Source organism: Marinicella meishanensis (genome assembly GCF_019931145.1).
GTDB lineage: Bacteria > Pseudomonadota > Gammaproteobacteria > Xanthomonadales > Marinicellaceae > Marinicella > Marinicella meishanensis.
In genome coordinates this window covers 71,251-86,610 of record NZ_JAIOUV010000011.1, presented here as the reverse complement: position 1 = coordinate 86,610, position 15,360 = coordinate 71,251, and the positions used below count along the sequence as shown (strand labels likewise).

Sequence of the window (15,360 nt, the reverse complement as noted above, 5' to 3'; positions counted from 1 at the left end):
ATGAGTAATATAGAACAAATCGATTTTTCAACTTTAACTTGGGTAAAAACTGAGCTTGATGAAACGCTGAATCGAGCCAAAGAAGCATTGAAAGCCTACGTTGAGGACTCCGAAGACACCAATCAATTGCAGTTTTGTGTGACTTATTTGCACCAAATTCAAGGCACCTTGAAGATGGTCGAACTGTATGGCGCAGCCATGGTGGCCGAAGAAATGGAATGGGTGGCCAAAGATTTGATCGATGGTAAATTGACCGATGAAGACGCCGCCTATGATGTGTTGATGCAGAGCATTTTGCAGTTGCCTGATTATCTGGAACGGATCGAACTGGGCCACAAAGACGTGCCCATTGTGTTGTTGCCACTGGTCAATGACCTGCGGGCCGTGCGCAGTCAAAAACTGCTCTCAGAAAGTGCCTTGTTCAACCCCAATCTGGAATTGGGGGTGCCAGATCGCATTGTTGAAAACGATGTGTCGCTCAAAGGCAACCAATTGAAAACCGCCTTGTTGAAAATTCGATCCATCTTCCAAATCGCCTTGCTCAACTGGATCCGCAATGGCGATGACAGCAAAGGCTTGAACAACATGCAGTTGGTGATTTCCAAACTGCAAATGATTTTGTCACCGGTGTACCTGAAACAACTGTTTTGGACTTTTTCTGGTGTCATTGAAGGCTTGATGAACAACCAAATTGATGACGGCGTGGCGGTGAAACAGATTGCCGGCAAGGTGGATCACCTGATCAAGGAATTGATCGATGGCAGCCCCCACACCAAATCCAGTTCGCGGGCCATCACCAAGAACATGCTGTACTACATTGCCATCAGTGAAGAAAGCGGCCGCTTGAGCAAAGAAATCAAATCGTTCTTTGATTTGAGCCAGTTTATTCCGGATCAAGACGAAATCAAACACGCCGAAGGCAGTTTGTCTGGCAAGAACAAAGAGTTGTTACAGACCGTATCCGAAGCGATCAATGACGATGTGTTGGTGGTACAAGAATCTTTGGACTTGTTCATCCGCAACAAATCTGCTCAAGTCGAAGAGTTGGCTCCCTTGTTGGAGAATTTACACAAAATTTCAGACACTTTGGGCATCCTGGGGTTGGGCGTGGCCCGTGAATCGGTGACCGATCACCAAAACAAACTCAAAACCATGGTCGATGACAACCAACGTCCTTCGGATGAAGAATTGTTGGATGTGGCCAAAACGTTGTTGAAAATTGAATCTCAGTTGGGTGATCACATCCAATCATTGGGCATCACCGATGAGACTGCTGGCGACGAAGATGAGGTCATTCCCAAGTCAGAACAAAAAGCCATTTTGCAACAATTGGCCAAAGAATCGATCATCAACTTGCAACAAATCAAAACCAATTTCGTGGCCTTCATTGAATCGCCATGGGACAAGAACCAAGTCAAAGACAACCCCCGTTTGTTGAAAGACATCGCCGGTGCCATGAAGATTCTGAATTTATCAGAAGCCGGTGGGCATTTGGATGCCATCATTGATTACGTCAACACCGACATTCTGGGCAAAGAGTCCAAGCCTTCGGCAATGCAATTGGAACAGTTGGCCACCGTGGTGTCATCATTGGAATACTACCTGGAAAATCTGGATCAAGGACAGCGCATCCGCGACAACTTGTTGACCCAAGTGGGCAAACAAATCGAAGAGCTGCAGCAAGCGTCTAAAGACGATGACCGACAAACCGTGGCAGCGACACCCGAAACCGAAGAAGCTGTGGCCGAAGACAGCACAGCCGCAGAGACTGCCGACGGCGAAGGCAGTGATGAAGCAGCCAGTGAAAAAGTGGCAGAAGAGGCCGAAGCGGATGCTGAGAACGTCACTGAGTCCACCACTGAATCGGATGATGCCGAGGCAGCCGATGAGGCGGCCACAGAAACCCAGGCAGAAGACGCTGAACCTGCTGCAGAAGCTGCCACCGTGGCCTCAACCTTGGTGGTTGAGTTTGGTGATGACGTGGACGATGAAATCAAAGAGGTCTTCCTGGAAGAATTCGAGGAAGAGTTGGCCAACATGCAAGACCGCCACAGTTCGTGGAAAGAAGATCCGGATGAACATGCCGACAAATTGGTCGAAATCCGACGCATTTTCCACACTTTGAAAGGCAGTGGCCGCTTGGTGGGGGCCGAAGCCATTGGTGAATTTGGCTGGATGTTGGAGAACATGTGTAATCGCCTGCTGGACGGCGGCATCAAACATTCCACTGACTTCAAACATATACTGGATGCCGGGGTCGAAATGGCGGCCGGTTTGTATGCGGCCCTGCAAGAGCAAGGCACCGTGCCTGTGGGTTACAAAACCCTGTTGCAAAACGCCGAAAATGTGGCCAATGGTGAACCCATCATTACCGCCATGGAAGTGGTTGGTGAGCCCGAGTCAGTCAGCAGTGACGCCGAAGCGGCCCCTGCAGAAGTGACTGAAGCCGGTGAAGAAGTGGCAGAAGAAGCCATTGAAGAAACGGTTGAAGAGGCTGTTGAAGAAGCGGCTGAAGACGTGGCTGAAGCTGACACTGAAGAAGCTGCTGAAACTGAAGCCGAAGAAGCCGCTGAATCAGAAACCGAAGAGCTCATTGAGGATGTCGTTGCAGCAGCTGCTGAAGATGAAGCCGAAGATGAAGAAGACATGAGTCTGGATTTTGTCGAATACGATTTGGCTGATCTGCAAGAAGAGGCGGCCACCGAACAAGAGGAGGCAACAGCGGCCACCGATGAAGCCACCGAGGTGGAAGAGGCCGATGCCGAAGATGACATGTCGATTGATTTTGACACCGATGGCTTGTCCATTGATTTGGAAGTGGATGAAATCGAGCCGGTGCCGGTTGACAGTGAAGAGACTGCCGCAGAAGAAGCGGCTGAAGCCCTGGCGGCCGATGCCGACAGTGGTGATGACAACACGGTGGCAGAAATTGATTTGGATGAAGATGAAATCAATGATCTGGAAGCCGAACTGGCCCAATTTGAAGGTGATGAGTCATTGTTGTTGGATGATGACCAGTCTGCAGATGAAGCCGAAGCGGAGACCGAAGCGGCTGATGATGACGGGTTTGATTTGGACGACCTGGACTTGGATGACGTCGATTTGGCTGACATGGACTTTGGCACTGAAGAAGAGGCTGCCGAAGAGGCCGCAGAAGAGACGGCGGAAATTGACAGCGCAGAGTTCGATTTATCCGATGAAGACATGTCCGAAGAGGATGTGGCCGCTTTGTTGAACATGGCTGATGCCGATGACGAGGCTGAGGTTGTAGAAGATACCGCCGATGCGGATGCTGAAGACACGGCCGATGTCATGACCCTGACTGAATCTGAAGAAGATGCCGAGACTTCCTATGACATGGATGTGGATCCGGTGTTTGTGGAAATTTTGCAAAAAGAAGTGGGTGGTCACTTATCTGAAATGTCCCAATTTGTGTCCGATTGCATGGAACAGGACGAACCCAAAATCAACGATGATTTTGTGCGGGTGGTACACACCCTGAATGGTGCTGCCAGCATGGCATCGGTTAATGGCATCACATCCATGACCACACCATTGGAAAAAATGTCCATCATGATCATGGATCGTGACCAAACACTGACCACAGATGACATCAGTCAGATTGAAGCGGTGATCACCCATGCCAAGAGCCAATTGAACTTATTGGGAACCGGTGAAGTGCCGGTAGATGGCTCGATTGGTGAGTATTTTGTCAACCGCATCAATGAGTTGAATACGTCAGTTGAAGACATCAAAGATGCCGAAGATTTGGCCGTCGAGAGCAACCAACTGGAAGCAGAAGCCGAGAAATCGCTGGCAGCAGAAACGGCGTCTGATGATGTGGCTGAAGCAGAAGCCGCAGCAGACGAGACTGCTGAAGCAGAGACGGCTGAAGAAGAGACTGCTGAAGAAGAGACTGCTGAAGAAGAGACTGCTGAAGAAGAGACGGCTGAAGAAGAGACGGCTGAAGAAGAAGTTGCTGAAGAAGCCACGCCTGAAGAACCAGCGCCGTCACCTTTCATGGCCATGGATGAGGCCGATTCGGACAGCACATTCGATGCGTCTGAAGTTGAGTTGGATGATGAATTGTTGGAGATTTTCAGTGAAGAGGCCACCGAAATTTTTGATCGGGCTGACCACTTATTGGCTGAACTGGAAGAAAAACCAGACAGCACCAACATCATACAAGCTTTACAGCGTGACTTGCACACCTTGAAAGGGGGTGCGAGGATGGCTGGTTTGAATCAAATTGGCGATTTGTCGCATCAGCTGGAATCACTTTTTGAGTCGATTGCAGAAAGCAAACAAGAAGTGTCATCAGACCAACACGAAATGATGTCGCAAGTGATGCATAAGTTACACGGCATGGTGAATTCTGAGGACTATGGTTTGACCACCAGCATTGAACAGGAGACCCAACAACTGGAAGACATCCTGTCCTCAGAAGGTGGTGAGATCAAAGAGAAATCGAAACTCGACGAAGAGTTCTTTGATCCCTTGGCCCAGGTTGATGAGGCGGTGGAAGAGTCCGATGCCCCAGAAGAGGCGGCTGCGGTGCAACGCAAGAAAGCCAATGTGTTGTCCGGTGGACAAATCAAAGTGAATTCAGAGTTGCTGGATAAGCTGGTGAACTTTGCGGGTGAGGTGAGTATTTACCGATCGCGAATGGAGCAGCAAGCCGCAGAATTGCGCCTCAACATTGACGAATTGGAAAACACGGTAGACCGGGTGCGTCGTCAGTTGCGCGAGCTGGAACACGAAACAGAGGCACAGATTATCTCCAACTATCAGATTGAAGGTGATGAGCTGGAAGAAGATTTTGATCCACTGGAACTGGACCAATTTTCCACCATCCAACAACTGTCACGGTCGTTGTCGGAGTCGGTTTCGGACTTGACCAACATTCAAAGCTACTTACAAGAATCTGCGCGTTCTTCAGAGACTTTGTTGATTCAACAATCACGGGTAAACACCGAATTGCAAGAAGGTTTGATGGAAACCCGCTTGGTGACCTTCAACTCCTTGGTACCCAGACTGCGGCGGGTACTGCGAACGTCTGGTCAGGAACTGAGCAAGAAAGCCAAGTTGACCGTCAAAGGGGCCGAAGGTGAAATGGATAAAACGGTACTGGAAGGCATCCAGGCACCGTTGGAGCACATGATTCGTAATGCCATGGTGCATGGCATTGAAGACAACCGCAAGAAAGCCAAAAAATCCGACCAAGGTCAGATTGTCATTGAATTGAGCCGGGAGGCCACGGAGGTGGTGATCACCGTCAGTGACGACGGTGCGGGCATCAACACCGATGTGTTGAAGAAAAAAGCCATGGAACGTGGCATCATCGACAAGAAAGATGAATTGACTGAACAAGACATCGTGCAATTGATCTTGCACTCTGGCATGTCCACCGCTGATCAAGTCACCAAGTTGGCTGGTCGTGGTGTGGGTATGGATGTGGTCAACAATGAAATCAAACGCTTGGGCGGCAGCATCGAGATCCTGTCTGAACAGGGTCAAGGCACCACCTTTGTGATTCGCTTGCCATACACCTTGGCGTTGACCCAAGCCATCATCGTGCAAGTGGCTGATCACCGCTATGCGATTCCGGCATCGGGTGTGCAAGGTTTGATTCGTATGCACATCGACGAATTCAGACGCCGCATCCTGGAAAATGACCTGGAATACGACTACGCCGGTGAAACGTATCATTTACAAGAATTGAACAAGCTGTTATCGGTTGATTCAGAGGCCATGGTTGAAGGCAACCAGGTGCCGTTGGTGATGATCAAATCCGGTGATCAAGGCGTGGCCTTGCGGGTGGATCAAACCTTCGGCGGCCGCGAAATCGTGGTCAAGTCGGTGGGTACCCAAGTGGCCTCCGTGCCCGGAATTTTCGGTGCCACCATTCTCGGTGATGGTGCAGTGGTGTTGATTTTGGACATCATTCCGATGCACCGGGCCTACACGCAGAAACTGGCCAGAATGGAAGCCGAAGGCGTGCAAGTGGTTGAGGAGGTCGAAGATGATCGCGTGACCACCATCATGGTGGTGGATGATTCGATCACGATGCGTCGGGCCGGTGAACGGATGTTGACGCGGAATGATTTTGAAGTGATGACCGCCAAAGATGGTTTGGATGCCTTGAACAAACTGCAGGAACAAAAACCCGATTTGATGTTGTTGGATATCGAGATGCCAAGAATGGACGGCTTCGAGTTGGCCACCAACATGAAAGCGTCGGATAAGTTCAAAGACATCCCCATCATCATGATCACCTCACGAACCGGACAAAAACACAAAGACCGGGCCAAAGAGATTGGGGTTGAACGTTACTTGGGTAAACCTTACCAAGAAATTGAGTTGCTCGAAAACATCAAAGATTTGTTGCAATTAGAAGATGCCTGAGCAACCCATTGTTGGTCTGATTCACATCGGTGAACACCAACCGTCGGCACAGTTTTTGACCAAACAACTGGAGTCAACCGGTTACTCGGTGAAACAATATGATTCCGATGAAATTGCGGCCATGGATTTGAGCATCCAGACCTTCATTCTCAATTTGTTTGACAATGATTTGAACATCGATGAGTTGATCCATCACCTGAATGAGCGTGAGGTCAAAATCATCTTCAATGACGCCAGAATTTCCAATGAGTTGGTTGGCTGGAACAAAAATCGGTGGTTGCGGCATGTGTTGCATAAAATCGATCAGTCCCATGAACTGTTGCCAGAATCTGCCGGCAATGCCGATGTAAACTCTTCATCGGTGGATCTGAGCCAGCATGGCATTCAGGCCGTTTGGATCTTGGCGGCGTCGATCGGCGGCCCTGAGTCCTTGTTGAAATTCTTGAGCGAATTTGAGGGCGATGAGCCGCTGCTGTTTTTGATCGTGCAGCACATGGACAGTGAGTTCGTGTCGATGATGGAAAAACAATTGAATAAGAATGGCCAGATTGGGGTCAAGCTGGGCCAGGCCGGAGATGACCTGTTACCCGGACAAGCCATTTTGGTGCCGGTGGATGAAGACCTGATCATTCATGCCAATGGCACTTTGGGGGTGAAAAACATCAACCCCAACCGCATGACCACGCCATGCATCGATGATGTGTGTTTTGACATGTTGGAAAATTTGAATAAGGTGAACATGGCGGTGTTCAGTGGCATGGCCTCAGATGGCATTGTCGGTGCCACCAATGTGTTTGAAAATGGTGGCAAAGTGATCACCCAATCTGCCGAAAGTTGTGTGGTTTCTGCGATTGCAGAGGAAATCAGGGTCCTGAACATGTCCCTGTTTGACGGTGAACCGGCAGCCATGGCACAATATATTAAAGAAAGCTTAATTGCGTAGGTGCGAATATGTCTAATGAAATCCGGGCGGTCTTGATCCCCATCGAAGAAAACCGAAAACTGTTGTTACCCAACGCCATGGTGGCCGAGGTATTGGGCATGCGCAGCATCGAAAACACCAACCAGGATGTGGACTGGCTGTTGGGCACAGTCTCTTGGCGTGGTTGGGAAATCCCGTTGATCGATTTTGCGGTGCTGACCGGCGCCGATTCCCCGGCTGACATCAACTCCTCACACAATTTGGCGGTGTTGAAAAGCATCAACCACCCCGAAGACATGCCTTATTTTGCGGTGTTGTCTCGGGGCATTCCTAAATTGCAGTTGGTTTCACGGGGTGACATGCAATTGCATGAGCAGAAACAAATCAATCACAACGCGATTGCGTCACTGGTGTCGATCCAAGATGAGATGGCCGACATTCCCAACATGAACTACCTGGAAACCAACCTGATTTCCATCACCCAGTCGGCGGCCTGAAGTCGCCAAACAAACTGTGCAGTGCGCCGAGGATTACCGGCGCCACGGTTTCGGTGCGCAGCACCCTCGGCCCCAACTGCACGCCCCAATATCCCGCCACATCGAACGCCGCCAACTCCGTGGGCGAAAAGCCGCCTTCAGGTCCAATGAACACCGTCTGGGTGGTTTGCAGGTCGCTGGGCAATTGACTGAGGTGATGCCTGGCATTTGGCTCCAAGAACAAGCCTTTGGGGGTGTCTGCAATGGCCGCTTTCAATGATTGAATCGGCATCACTTGCATCAGGTCAACCCGACCTGATTGCTCACAGGCACTGATGGCGACCCCTTGCCAGTGCTGCCATTTTTTTTCGCTTTTGTGGGGCGGAATTTTGTGGGCGCAAAAATCAGTCAACACCGGGATGATTTTGTGACAACCCAATTCCGCGGCTTTTTGGATGCTGTAATCCATGCGGTCACTGCTGCTGATGCCTTGTATCAGGGTGGTTTTGAGCCGTGAGGCCTGGGGTTGTTCAGTCAAGGCTTCAATGTTGATCAGTTCGACCGAATGTTTGTTGATGGCGCCAATGGTGCCCCGGTATTCGATGCCCGCTGGGGTGAAAAAATGCAAGGTGTGTTTGACCTTGCTGCGCAACACATTGCGGATGTAATGGGCCTTGTCCCCTTCAATGAGGACGGCATCCTCAGTTGGTTTGGTGGTCAGTGGTAAATAGATTCTGGAGGTTCTCATGGCGTTTCAATCAAGGCGGTCAATTGGTTGCAGGGCGTGGCAGCAGGAAAAGAAATGGCATATAATCTTAACCCAAAAACAACCTGACAAAACATGAAGAACCGAAAAAAACCATTCCGCCAAAAGGCGCGCATGCAGGGCTTCACCCTGATGGAAATCCTCATCGTGGTGGTCATCCTCAGCATCCTGGCTGTGGCCGTGGTGCCACAATTCATGGATGCACCAGACAAGGCCAAAGTGTCTCGCGCCCAAGCCGATGTGAAAAACCTGGAAACATCCTTGAGCATGTACAAGCTGGACAATTTCAACTTTCCCAGCACCTCACAAGGTCTGCAAGCCTTGGTCCAAAAACCAGCAGGCACGCCAGAAGCGCGCAATTGGAAACCCGGCGGTTACATTTCCAAACTGCCCAATGACCCCTGGGATAACCCGTATCAATACCTGAATCCAGGTAACCATGGCACCATCGACATCTATTCCTTCGGTGCCGACGGTCAACCCGGTGGTGATGGACTGAATGCCGACATCGGCAACTGGTGATGTTCATCCGGGGCTTGTCAACTCACAGCGTCCCCAGATCAGCCGGATTCACTTTGCTGGAAATTCTGTTGGTGGTGCTGATCATTGGCATCCTCGCCAGCGCCGGTGCCAATTTACTGGCCAGCCAATCGATCGAACGCCAAATTATGGGCCAGGCCCAGACTTTCGAGGCTGAGTTGAAATACCTGTGTGAGCGGGCCGTGTTGGAAAATCAGGCCTTTGGCGTGGAATGGCAAGCCGAGGGTTACCAACTGTTGCGTCACCAACACCCTGAGTGGATTCCAGTGACCGCTGAACCACCGGCTTGGCCAACGGGGGTGACCGCCGAAATATTGACGGCTGGTCGGGTACAAGCACTGGCCCCAGATTTTGAGGATTTACCCCACATCGTGTGCCAGACCGATGGCTCATTCAATGCCTTCGAACTGCGCCTGGCCGCCAATCCAGATCAACACTATGCCATCCGCAGCCAATCGCCATGGGAACTGGCCGGAGGTTGGCATCAGCCCTGACCGCGCCCAAGGATTCACCTTGCTGGAAGTGTTGATGGCACTGGTGGTGGTCAGTGTGGGCTTGATGGCTTTGGTGCAATCAACCCAAACCGGCGCCCAGACGGCCACCGCCATGCGCGACAAAACCGCGGCTTATCACGTGGCTGACCAGGTGATGATGCAGCTGTACCAAAAGCCCAATCTGACGCTGGGCCTGCACCGAGGGGAAGAGGTGTTTGCCGGCCAAACTTTTTATTGGCAAGCCGAATTGAAAACCACCGACAACAGCCGCATCAACCGCCTGGAGGTGATGGTGGGTTTGACCCGGCGCTTGGAGCACAGCGAAGCCCAGCTCAGTGGTTTCAGGAAAGCGGCGGGATGGTGAAGGGGCTGCAGCATCAACGCGGCATGACCTTGCTGGAGCTGTTGGTGGCATCCGCCGTGATGGCCGTGTTGGCCGGACTGGCCTTCATGGGTTTGGACAACATGGCCACCGCCAAGCGGGTGATTGATGAGCAAAATCGCAATTTAAATCAACAAAACCTGGCGCTGTTTTGGCTGCAAAGTGATTTGCAACTGGCCACCGTCCACCCCAATCCCTTGGTCACCCCGACCCAAGCCGAATTCTCTGGTGACAGCCAAGGCTTCAGTCTGTTGCGGTTTCAAAGTCCTACTGTTTCCAGCGGGCGCAACGATCGCCGCCAAACCGCCGTCGATGAGGCCCACGGTTTGGTGCGGGTGCGATGGTATGTGCGCAACAACCAGTGGTATCGGGCCACGCAGTCGGCATTTGTGCCCGCCAACAGCAACCAGTGGCTGGAACGACCGATGCTGGCACTGCGAACGGTGAATTGTCAGTACCTCAACTTGACGGGTCAGATGCAGCCGGTGTGGCCGCAAGGGGGCAATCAGGGCAGTCAATTGCCGCAACGCATCCGTTGTGGCTTGACCGATGCCGCCGGTCAAAACAGTGTGTTGAACGTGGTGCCCTGGCAGCACTTGGGGTTCCTGTGAAGCGATACCGGCCAATCCCATCAGGCATGGCCCTGTTGATGGCCTTGGTGATGCTGGCCATCGCCACCACCTTGGCCGCGGGGATTTGGTACAACGCCCAGCTGTCGGTGGCGCGGATCAATAACTTGCAAAAAAATTACCAGGCCAAACACTACAGCCAAGGCTTGCTGTTGTGGGCCAGTGACTTGTTGCGGGAGGACTATGCCCAAGACGAATACACCCATGACAGCCACCTGGATGGCTGGCGACAGGGCATTCAAGGCATGCTGGTGGAAGATGCGGTGCTCTCAGGGCAATTGACTGGTCTCAGTGGCCGTTTCAATGTCAACAACCTGGTGATCAATGGGGTGGTGCAAGAATGGCACTTGGCTTACCTGCAACGTTTGTTGGCGCTGCTTGAATTGGATGTGGGAATTGCCGACCAAATCATCGACTGGATTGACCCCGACCAAATCCCACGACCCAAGGGTGCCGAAGATTTTGTGTACCTGGCCAAAGCGCCGGGATACCAAACCCCAGGTGGGCCCATGAAGCACATCGGTGAATTGGCCTTGTTGGATGGGGTGGACGCTGACACTTTCCAGTTGTTGTCTGGTTACCTGATTGCCTTGCCGCTGACCACCGACCAGCCGACTCGCATGAACGTCAACACCATGCGACCGGCGGCCCTCAGTGCCCTGGATTTGGCCATCACCAATGAGCTGGCATTGCGCTTGTACCAGAACGGCCAAGCGGATTTTTTGAACCTTCAGGCGTTCTTTGATCACCCCGCGATTCAATACCGTTTGCAGGGGGCCCGAGAAGAGTTGACACCGCGCCTGAGCACCCAAACCCGTTACCTGCAGGCCAGTTCCCGCATCCAAATGGAACAGCATGAGTATCAAATGCATGCTTTGCTGCAACGCCAGGAAGTGGGTCATGTGCGGGTGTTGAGTCGGTCCATGCGACCCTATTTGGTCCGTGTGCCTTGATGCCTCACATCTGGTCTTTGCAAGGCTCGACTATTGACCTTGCCCTTTGTTAAACTGATGCCCATGAAAATAGCCTTTTTAGCCAGCGAAACCCCCAAAGCCCAAGAGTCGCTCAAGTCATTGGTGGCGCGCTACGGTCAATATGACCCCTTGGCCGCCGAGGTCATGGTGGTGCTCGGTGGTGATGGCTTCATGCTGCAATGCCTGCACCAATACATGAAGCATGACATTCCGGTGTTTGGCCTGCGGCGTGGCACCGTGGGTTTCCTGATGAATGATTACTCGGATGATGACCTGTTGGGGCGCATAGAAAATGCCCAACAAACCATCCTGCACCCCCTGTTGATGCAGGCCACCAATGTGGCAGGGGAAGCGGTGGAATCGCTGGCCATCAATGAAGTCTCCTTGTTGCGCCAGACCAAACAATCGGCCCACATTCAGATCAAAATCAATGATCAGGTCAAGATAGAAAACTTGGTGGGAGACGGGGTCATGGTGGCCACCCCCGCTGGCAGCACAGCCTACAATTTATCGGTGCATGGCCCAGTGATTCCGTTGGGCAGTCAGATTTTGGCCTTGACCCCCATCAGCCCCTTCCGTCCCCGCCGTTGGCGTGGGGCGATCATTCCCTCGCATGCCGAGGTCACTTTCGATATCCTCAGCCACCAAAAAAGGCCGGTGTCGGCCACCGCCGACAACACCGAGGTGCGTGACGTGAAAAAAGTGGTGATTAAAGAGTCCAAAAAACACCGCATCAACGCCTTGTATGATCCTTTGCATAACTTGGAAGACCGCATCATCAACGAGCAATTTTCCTGATGTTGACCCTGGCCATTTCTTCGCGAACCCTGTTCGATCTCAACGAAGCCCACCAAATCTATCTGGACCAAGGGGTGACGGCCTATCGGGAGTATCAGCTGCAACGCGAGGAAGAACCGTTGGATCCCGGGGTGGCGTTTCCTTTGGTGCAAAAGTTGCTGAACATCAAACACCCCGAAACAGGTGCGGCCCTGGTGGAGGTGGTGCTGGTGTCACGCAACAACGGCGACACCGGATTGCGCATTTTCAATTCCATTGAATACCATGGTCTGGACATTTCTCGTGCGGTGTTCAGCAACGGCGGCTCGCCATATGATTACCTGTCGGCTTTGGGGGTGGAGTTGTTCTTGTCGGCCCACCACGCCGATGTCATCGGGGCGATTGAAGCTGGCTATGCCGCGGCCCACTTGATGACCCGCAAAGCAGCCGCACACACCGACGATCAGGTGCGGGTGGCCTTCGACGGTGATGCGGTGTTGTTTTCCGACGAGTCTGAACAAATTTACCAGTCTGGTGGGCTGGAGGCATTTCGCGAAAACGAACACGCCCGGCGCCATGAGCCGTTAAACCCGGGTCCATTCAGTGCCTTTTTGAAAAAATTGCATGACCTGCAAAGCCTTTTTCCTGCCGGCGAGGCGCCCATCCGCACCGCCTTGGTCACCGCCCGGTCGGCGCCGTCCCACAAACGCGTGATCCTGACCTTGCGCGGCTGGGGCATCCGCATCGACGAAGCCCTGTTCCTCGGCGGCCAGGACAAAGCCAAATTCCTGCAGTCCTTCAAAGCCGACATCTTTTTTGAAGACCAGTTGACCTACGTCGAATCCGCCTCCGAGCACACAGCCACCGGCCACGTGCCCTACGGCATCACCAACCAAAAAAAGTCTTGACCCAACGCTTTTTGCATGCCACCAGATGATTGGTGAATGAAGGCACAGACAAGTGCTTGTGATTTGTGGTATAAATTGGCGCAATTATCTGGAGAATTGAAACCATGAAAAAACTGATTTATCTGATCGCTGTGTTAATTTGGAGCGGCGCGAGTGCCGCCACAGTGGTGCGGTTTGAAACCAATGTGGGAGTCATTGATATTGAGTTGTTTGAAACCGATGCTCCCATCACCACACAAAATTTTTTGAATTACGTCAATGACGGTGACTATGACGACACCGTGATTCACCGTTCGGTGCCCGGTTTCATCATTCAGGGCGGCGGTTATCGCTATTTGGGCAACAGCAATTTCTCTGACGTTCCAGACCATGGGCCCATTGTGATGGAAAATGATTTATCCAACACCCAATACACCATTGCCATGGCAAGAACCAATAACCCAAACAGTGCCACCAATGAGTTTTTTTTCAACTTGGCAGACAACAGTTCAATTTTGAATCCAGGTGGCGTGACCGATGATGGTTACGCGGTGTTTGGACAAGTGATTCGTGGAGCTGAAGTGGTAAAAATCATTGAGTCGTTCCTGAGAATTAATTTTAATTCCAGTAATGTGGGCGCCGCCACCAGTGAGTTTCCGATTTATGGTTTTTTCTCTGGCACTGCTGTGACTGAAGAAAACACCGTAAAAATCAACCGCGCCTATGTGTTGAGTGAAGAGTTCTTCATCAATGAGGGCATATCGGGTGGTTGGATCAATCCCAATACCACCGGTGGTTTGTATATCGAGGTGCTGCCCAGTGTCAATGTGATGATTTTGGCCTGGTTCACCTTTGATGACACCTTGCCGGATGCTTCGGTGCCTTCGACCATTGGCGATGCCAGCAACCGCTGGTTGACTTCTTCGGGTAATTTTGCCGGCAACCAGTACGTGGGCAGTTTGTTTGCCACCGCTGGTGGCTTGTTTGATGATCCAGCGGTGGCCGCCACCACCGAAGTGGGCTCGATCAACATTGAGTTCAATGACTGCTCCACTGCGGTGATGACTTATGTGCTGGATGGGGTGGAACTGACCAACACCATTCCGCTGCAACGCGTGTCAGGGGTCAATGTTGACTTCTGTGAGCAACTGGCTGTGGAACAAAACCCAGGTGTTGCCACACAATAAACAAGCGCCGCTCAGTCATTGGCTTCAATGGCTGATTGGGGTACGGCAGCCAGGCCACGCAAGCGGTCTGGTTGCCAGTGTTTGATGGCCGCCTCAAGCAAAGCCTTTGGGGTTCGTCGCTGCGGCGTGGGGACCGCTTGTTGCAGCAAGTGCAAGGCCAGTCGGAGTACGGTAAAGGGGTCTTCTTCGGTGATCGCAGGGGCGTGGTTTTGTTTGCTGAGCTTGTGATCATGGGCGTCGGTGATTACCGGAAAATGGGCGTATTTCGGGCTCGGTAAGTCCAACAACCTTTGCAGGTAGATTTGTCGACAGGTTGAATCCATGATGTCGATGCCACGCACCACTTCGGTGATGCCTTGGGCGGCATCATCCACCACCACTGCCAGCTGATAAGCAAACAAGCCGTCTTTGCGTTTGATGTTGAAATCGCCCACTTGGGTGGCCAAGTTTTGTTGTTGATTGCCTTGCATGCCATCGTCGAATTGAATGACCTCATCGGTGGTTTGTAAACGGATGGAATACAGGGTGTCTGTGCGGGTGGTGCGCTGGCGGCAGGTGCCTGGGTAGACCGCCTGATCGGCCAATTGTTTGCGGGAGCACACACAGTGGTAGGTCAGACCCTTCGAGCGCAAAGCATTATGGGCTTGTTGGTAGGCGGCTTGTCGATCGGCTTGGGTTTGGTACATCACCGGTTCGTCCGAATACATGCCGCAGCGCGCCAAGGTGTTGAGGATTTGTTGGTCAGCACCGGACACAGTGCGGGTTTCGTCCAAGTCTTCCATGCGCACCAACCACACCCCGTCATGGGCGCGGGCCTGGCAATAACTGGCGACCGCTGCGACCAGTGAGCCCAAATGCAGGTCACCGGTGGGTGAGGGTGCGAACCGTCCGCGGTAAGGGGCCTGGCTCATGGCTGGCCAG

At 52.2% G+C, this 15,360-nt stretch carries 13 protein-coding genes; 11 read left to right on the top strand and 2 right to left on the bottom strand.

The window, feature by feature from the left end:
• Genes K7G70_RS16815 through K7G70_RS16805 form a run of 3 tightly spaced genes read left to right on the top strand, consistent with a single transcriptional unit; the run spans position 1 to position 7,824 of the window.
• Entirely contained in the window at positions 1-6,405 is a 6,405-nt protein-coding gene (locus K7G70_RS16815) for a hybrid sensor histidine kinase/response regulator (RefSeq protein WP_223789822.1), read from the top strand.
• Positions 6,398-7,348, top strand: a complete 951-nt coding sequence (locus tag K7G70_RS16810) for a chemotaxis protein CheB (protein WP_223789821.1) — start codon at positions 6,398-6,400, stop codon at positions 7,346-7,348. Before K7G70_RS16815 ends, K7G70_RS16810 begins: the two co-directional genes overlap by 8 nt.
• A gap of 8 nt (positions 7,349-7,356) precedes the next feature.
• Positions 7,357-7,824, top strand: coding sequence for a chemotaxis protein CheW (locus K7G70_RS16805; protein WP_223789820.1), 468 nt, complete (start codon positions 7,357-7,359; stop codon positions 7,822-7,824).
• Here the strand turns inward: K7G70_RS16805 and K7G70_RS16800 are convergent.
• On the bottom strand, positions 7,805-8,551 hold the full coding sequence (locus K7G70_RS16800) for a 16S rRNA (uracil(1498)-N(3))-methyltransferase (RefSeq protein WP_223789819.1): 747 nt from the start codon (positions 8,549-8,551) through the stop codon (positions 7,805-7,807). The genes K7G70_RS16805 and K7G70_RS16800 overlap by 20 nt on opposite strands.
• Positions 8,552-8,644: 93 nt before the next feature.
• Between K7G70_RS16800 and gspG the strand changes: the two genes are divergently transcribed.
• The 8 genes from gspG (at position 8,645) to K7G70_RS16760 (ending at position 14,439) form a co-directional block, all read left to right on the top strand.
• Entirely contained in the window at positions 8,645-9,091 is a 447-nt protein-coding gene (gspG, locus tag K7G70_RS16795) for a type II secretion system major pseudopilin GspG (protein ID WP_223789818.1), read from the top strand.
• Complete coding sequence (locus K7G70_RS16790) at positions 9,091-9,603, top strand: prepilin-type N-terminal cleavage/methylation domain-containing protein (protein ID WP_223789817.1); 513 nt, start codon at positions 9,091-9,093, stop codon at positions 9,601-9,603. The genes gspG and K7G70_RS16790 overlap by 1 nt, the downstream gene beginning before the upstream one ends.
• Positions 9,494-9,967, top strand: coding sequence for a type II secretion system minor pseudopilin GspI (gene gspI / locus K7G70_RS16785; protein ID WP_348525092.1), 474 nt, complete (start codon positions 9,494-9,496; stop codon positions 9,965-9,967). Before K7G70_RS16790 ends, gspI begins: the two co-directional genes overlap by 110 nt.
• Positions 9,961-10,596, top strand: a complete 636-nt coding sequence (locus K7G70_RS16780) for a PulJ/GspJ family protein (RefSeq protein ID WP_223789815.1) — start codon at positions 9,961-9,963, stop codon at positions 10,594-10,596. Before gspI ends, K7G70_RS16780 begins: the two co-directional genes overlap by 7 nt.
• A complete protein-coding gene (gspK, locus tag K7G70_RS16775; protein WP_223789814.1) occupies positions 10,593-11,567 on the top strand; it encodes a type II secretion system minor pseudopilin GspK in 975 nt (324 codons plus the stop codon). The genes K7G70_RS16780 and gspK overlap by 4 nt, the downstream gene beginning before the upstream one ends.
• A 63-nt stretch (positions 11,568-11,630) precedes the next feature.
• Positions 11,631-12,386, top strand: a complete 756-nt coding sequence (locus tag K7G70_RS16770) for an NAD kinase (RefSeq protein ID WP_255590527.1) — start codon at positions 11,631-11,633, stop codon at positions 12,384-12,386.
• Complete coding sequence (locus K7G70_RS16765) at positions 12,386-13,273, top strand: 5'-nucleotidase (RefSeq protein ID WP_223789812.1); 888 nt, start codon at positions 12,386-12,388, stop codon at positions 13,271-13,273. Before K7G70_RS16770 ends, K7G70_RS16765 begins: the two co-directional genes overlap by 1 nt.
• A gap of 104 nt (positions 13,274-13,377) precedes the next feature.
• Positions 13,378-14,439 (top strand): peptidylprolyl isomerase, encoded by a 1,062-nt coding sequence (locus K7G70_RS16760; RefSeq protein ID WP_223789811.1) that lies wholly within the window; start codon positions 13,378-13,380, stop codon positions 14,437-14,439.
• A gap of 11 nt (positions 14,440-14,450) precedes the next feature.
• Here the strand turns inward: K7G70_RS16760 and gluQRS are convergent, their stop codons facing one another.
• Positions 14,451-15,350: a tRNA glutamyl-Q(34) synthetase GluQRS gene (gene gluQRS / locus K7G70_RS16755; protein WP_223789810.1), complete on the bottom strand. Its 900-nt coding sequence runs from the start codon at positions 15,348-15,350 to the stop codon at positions 14,451-14,453.
• Positions 15,351-15,360 lie beyond the last annotated feature (10 nt).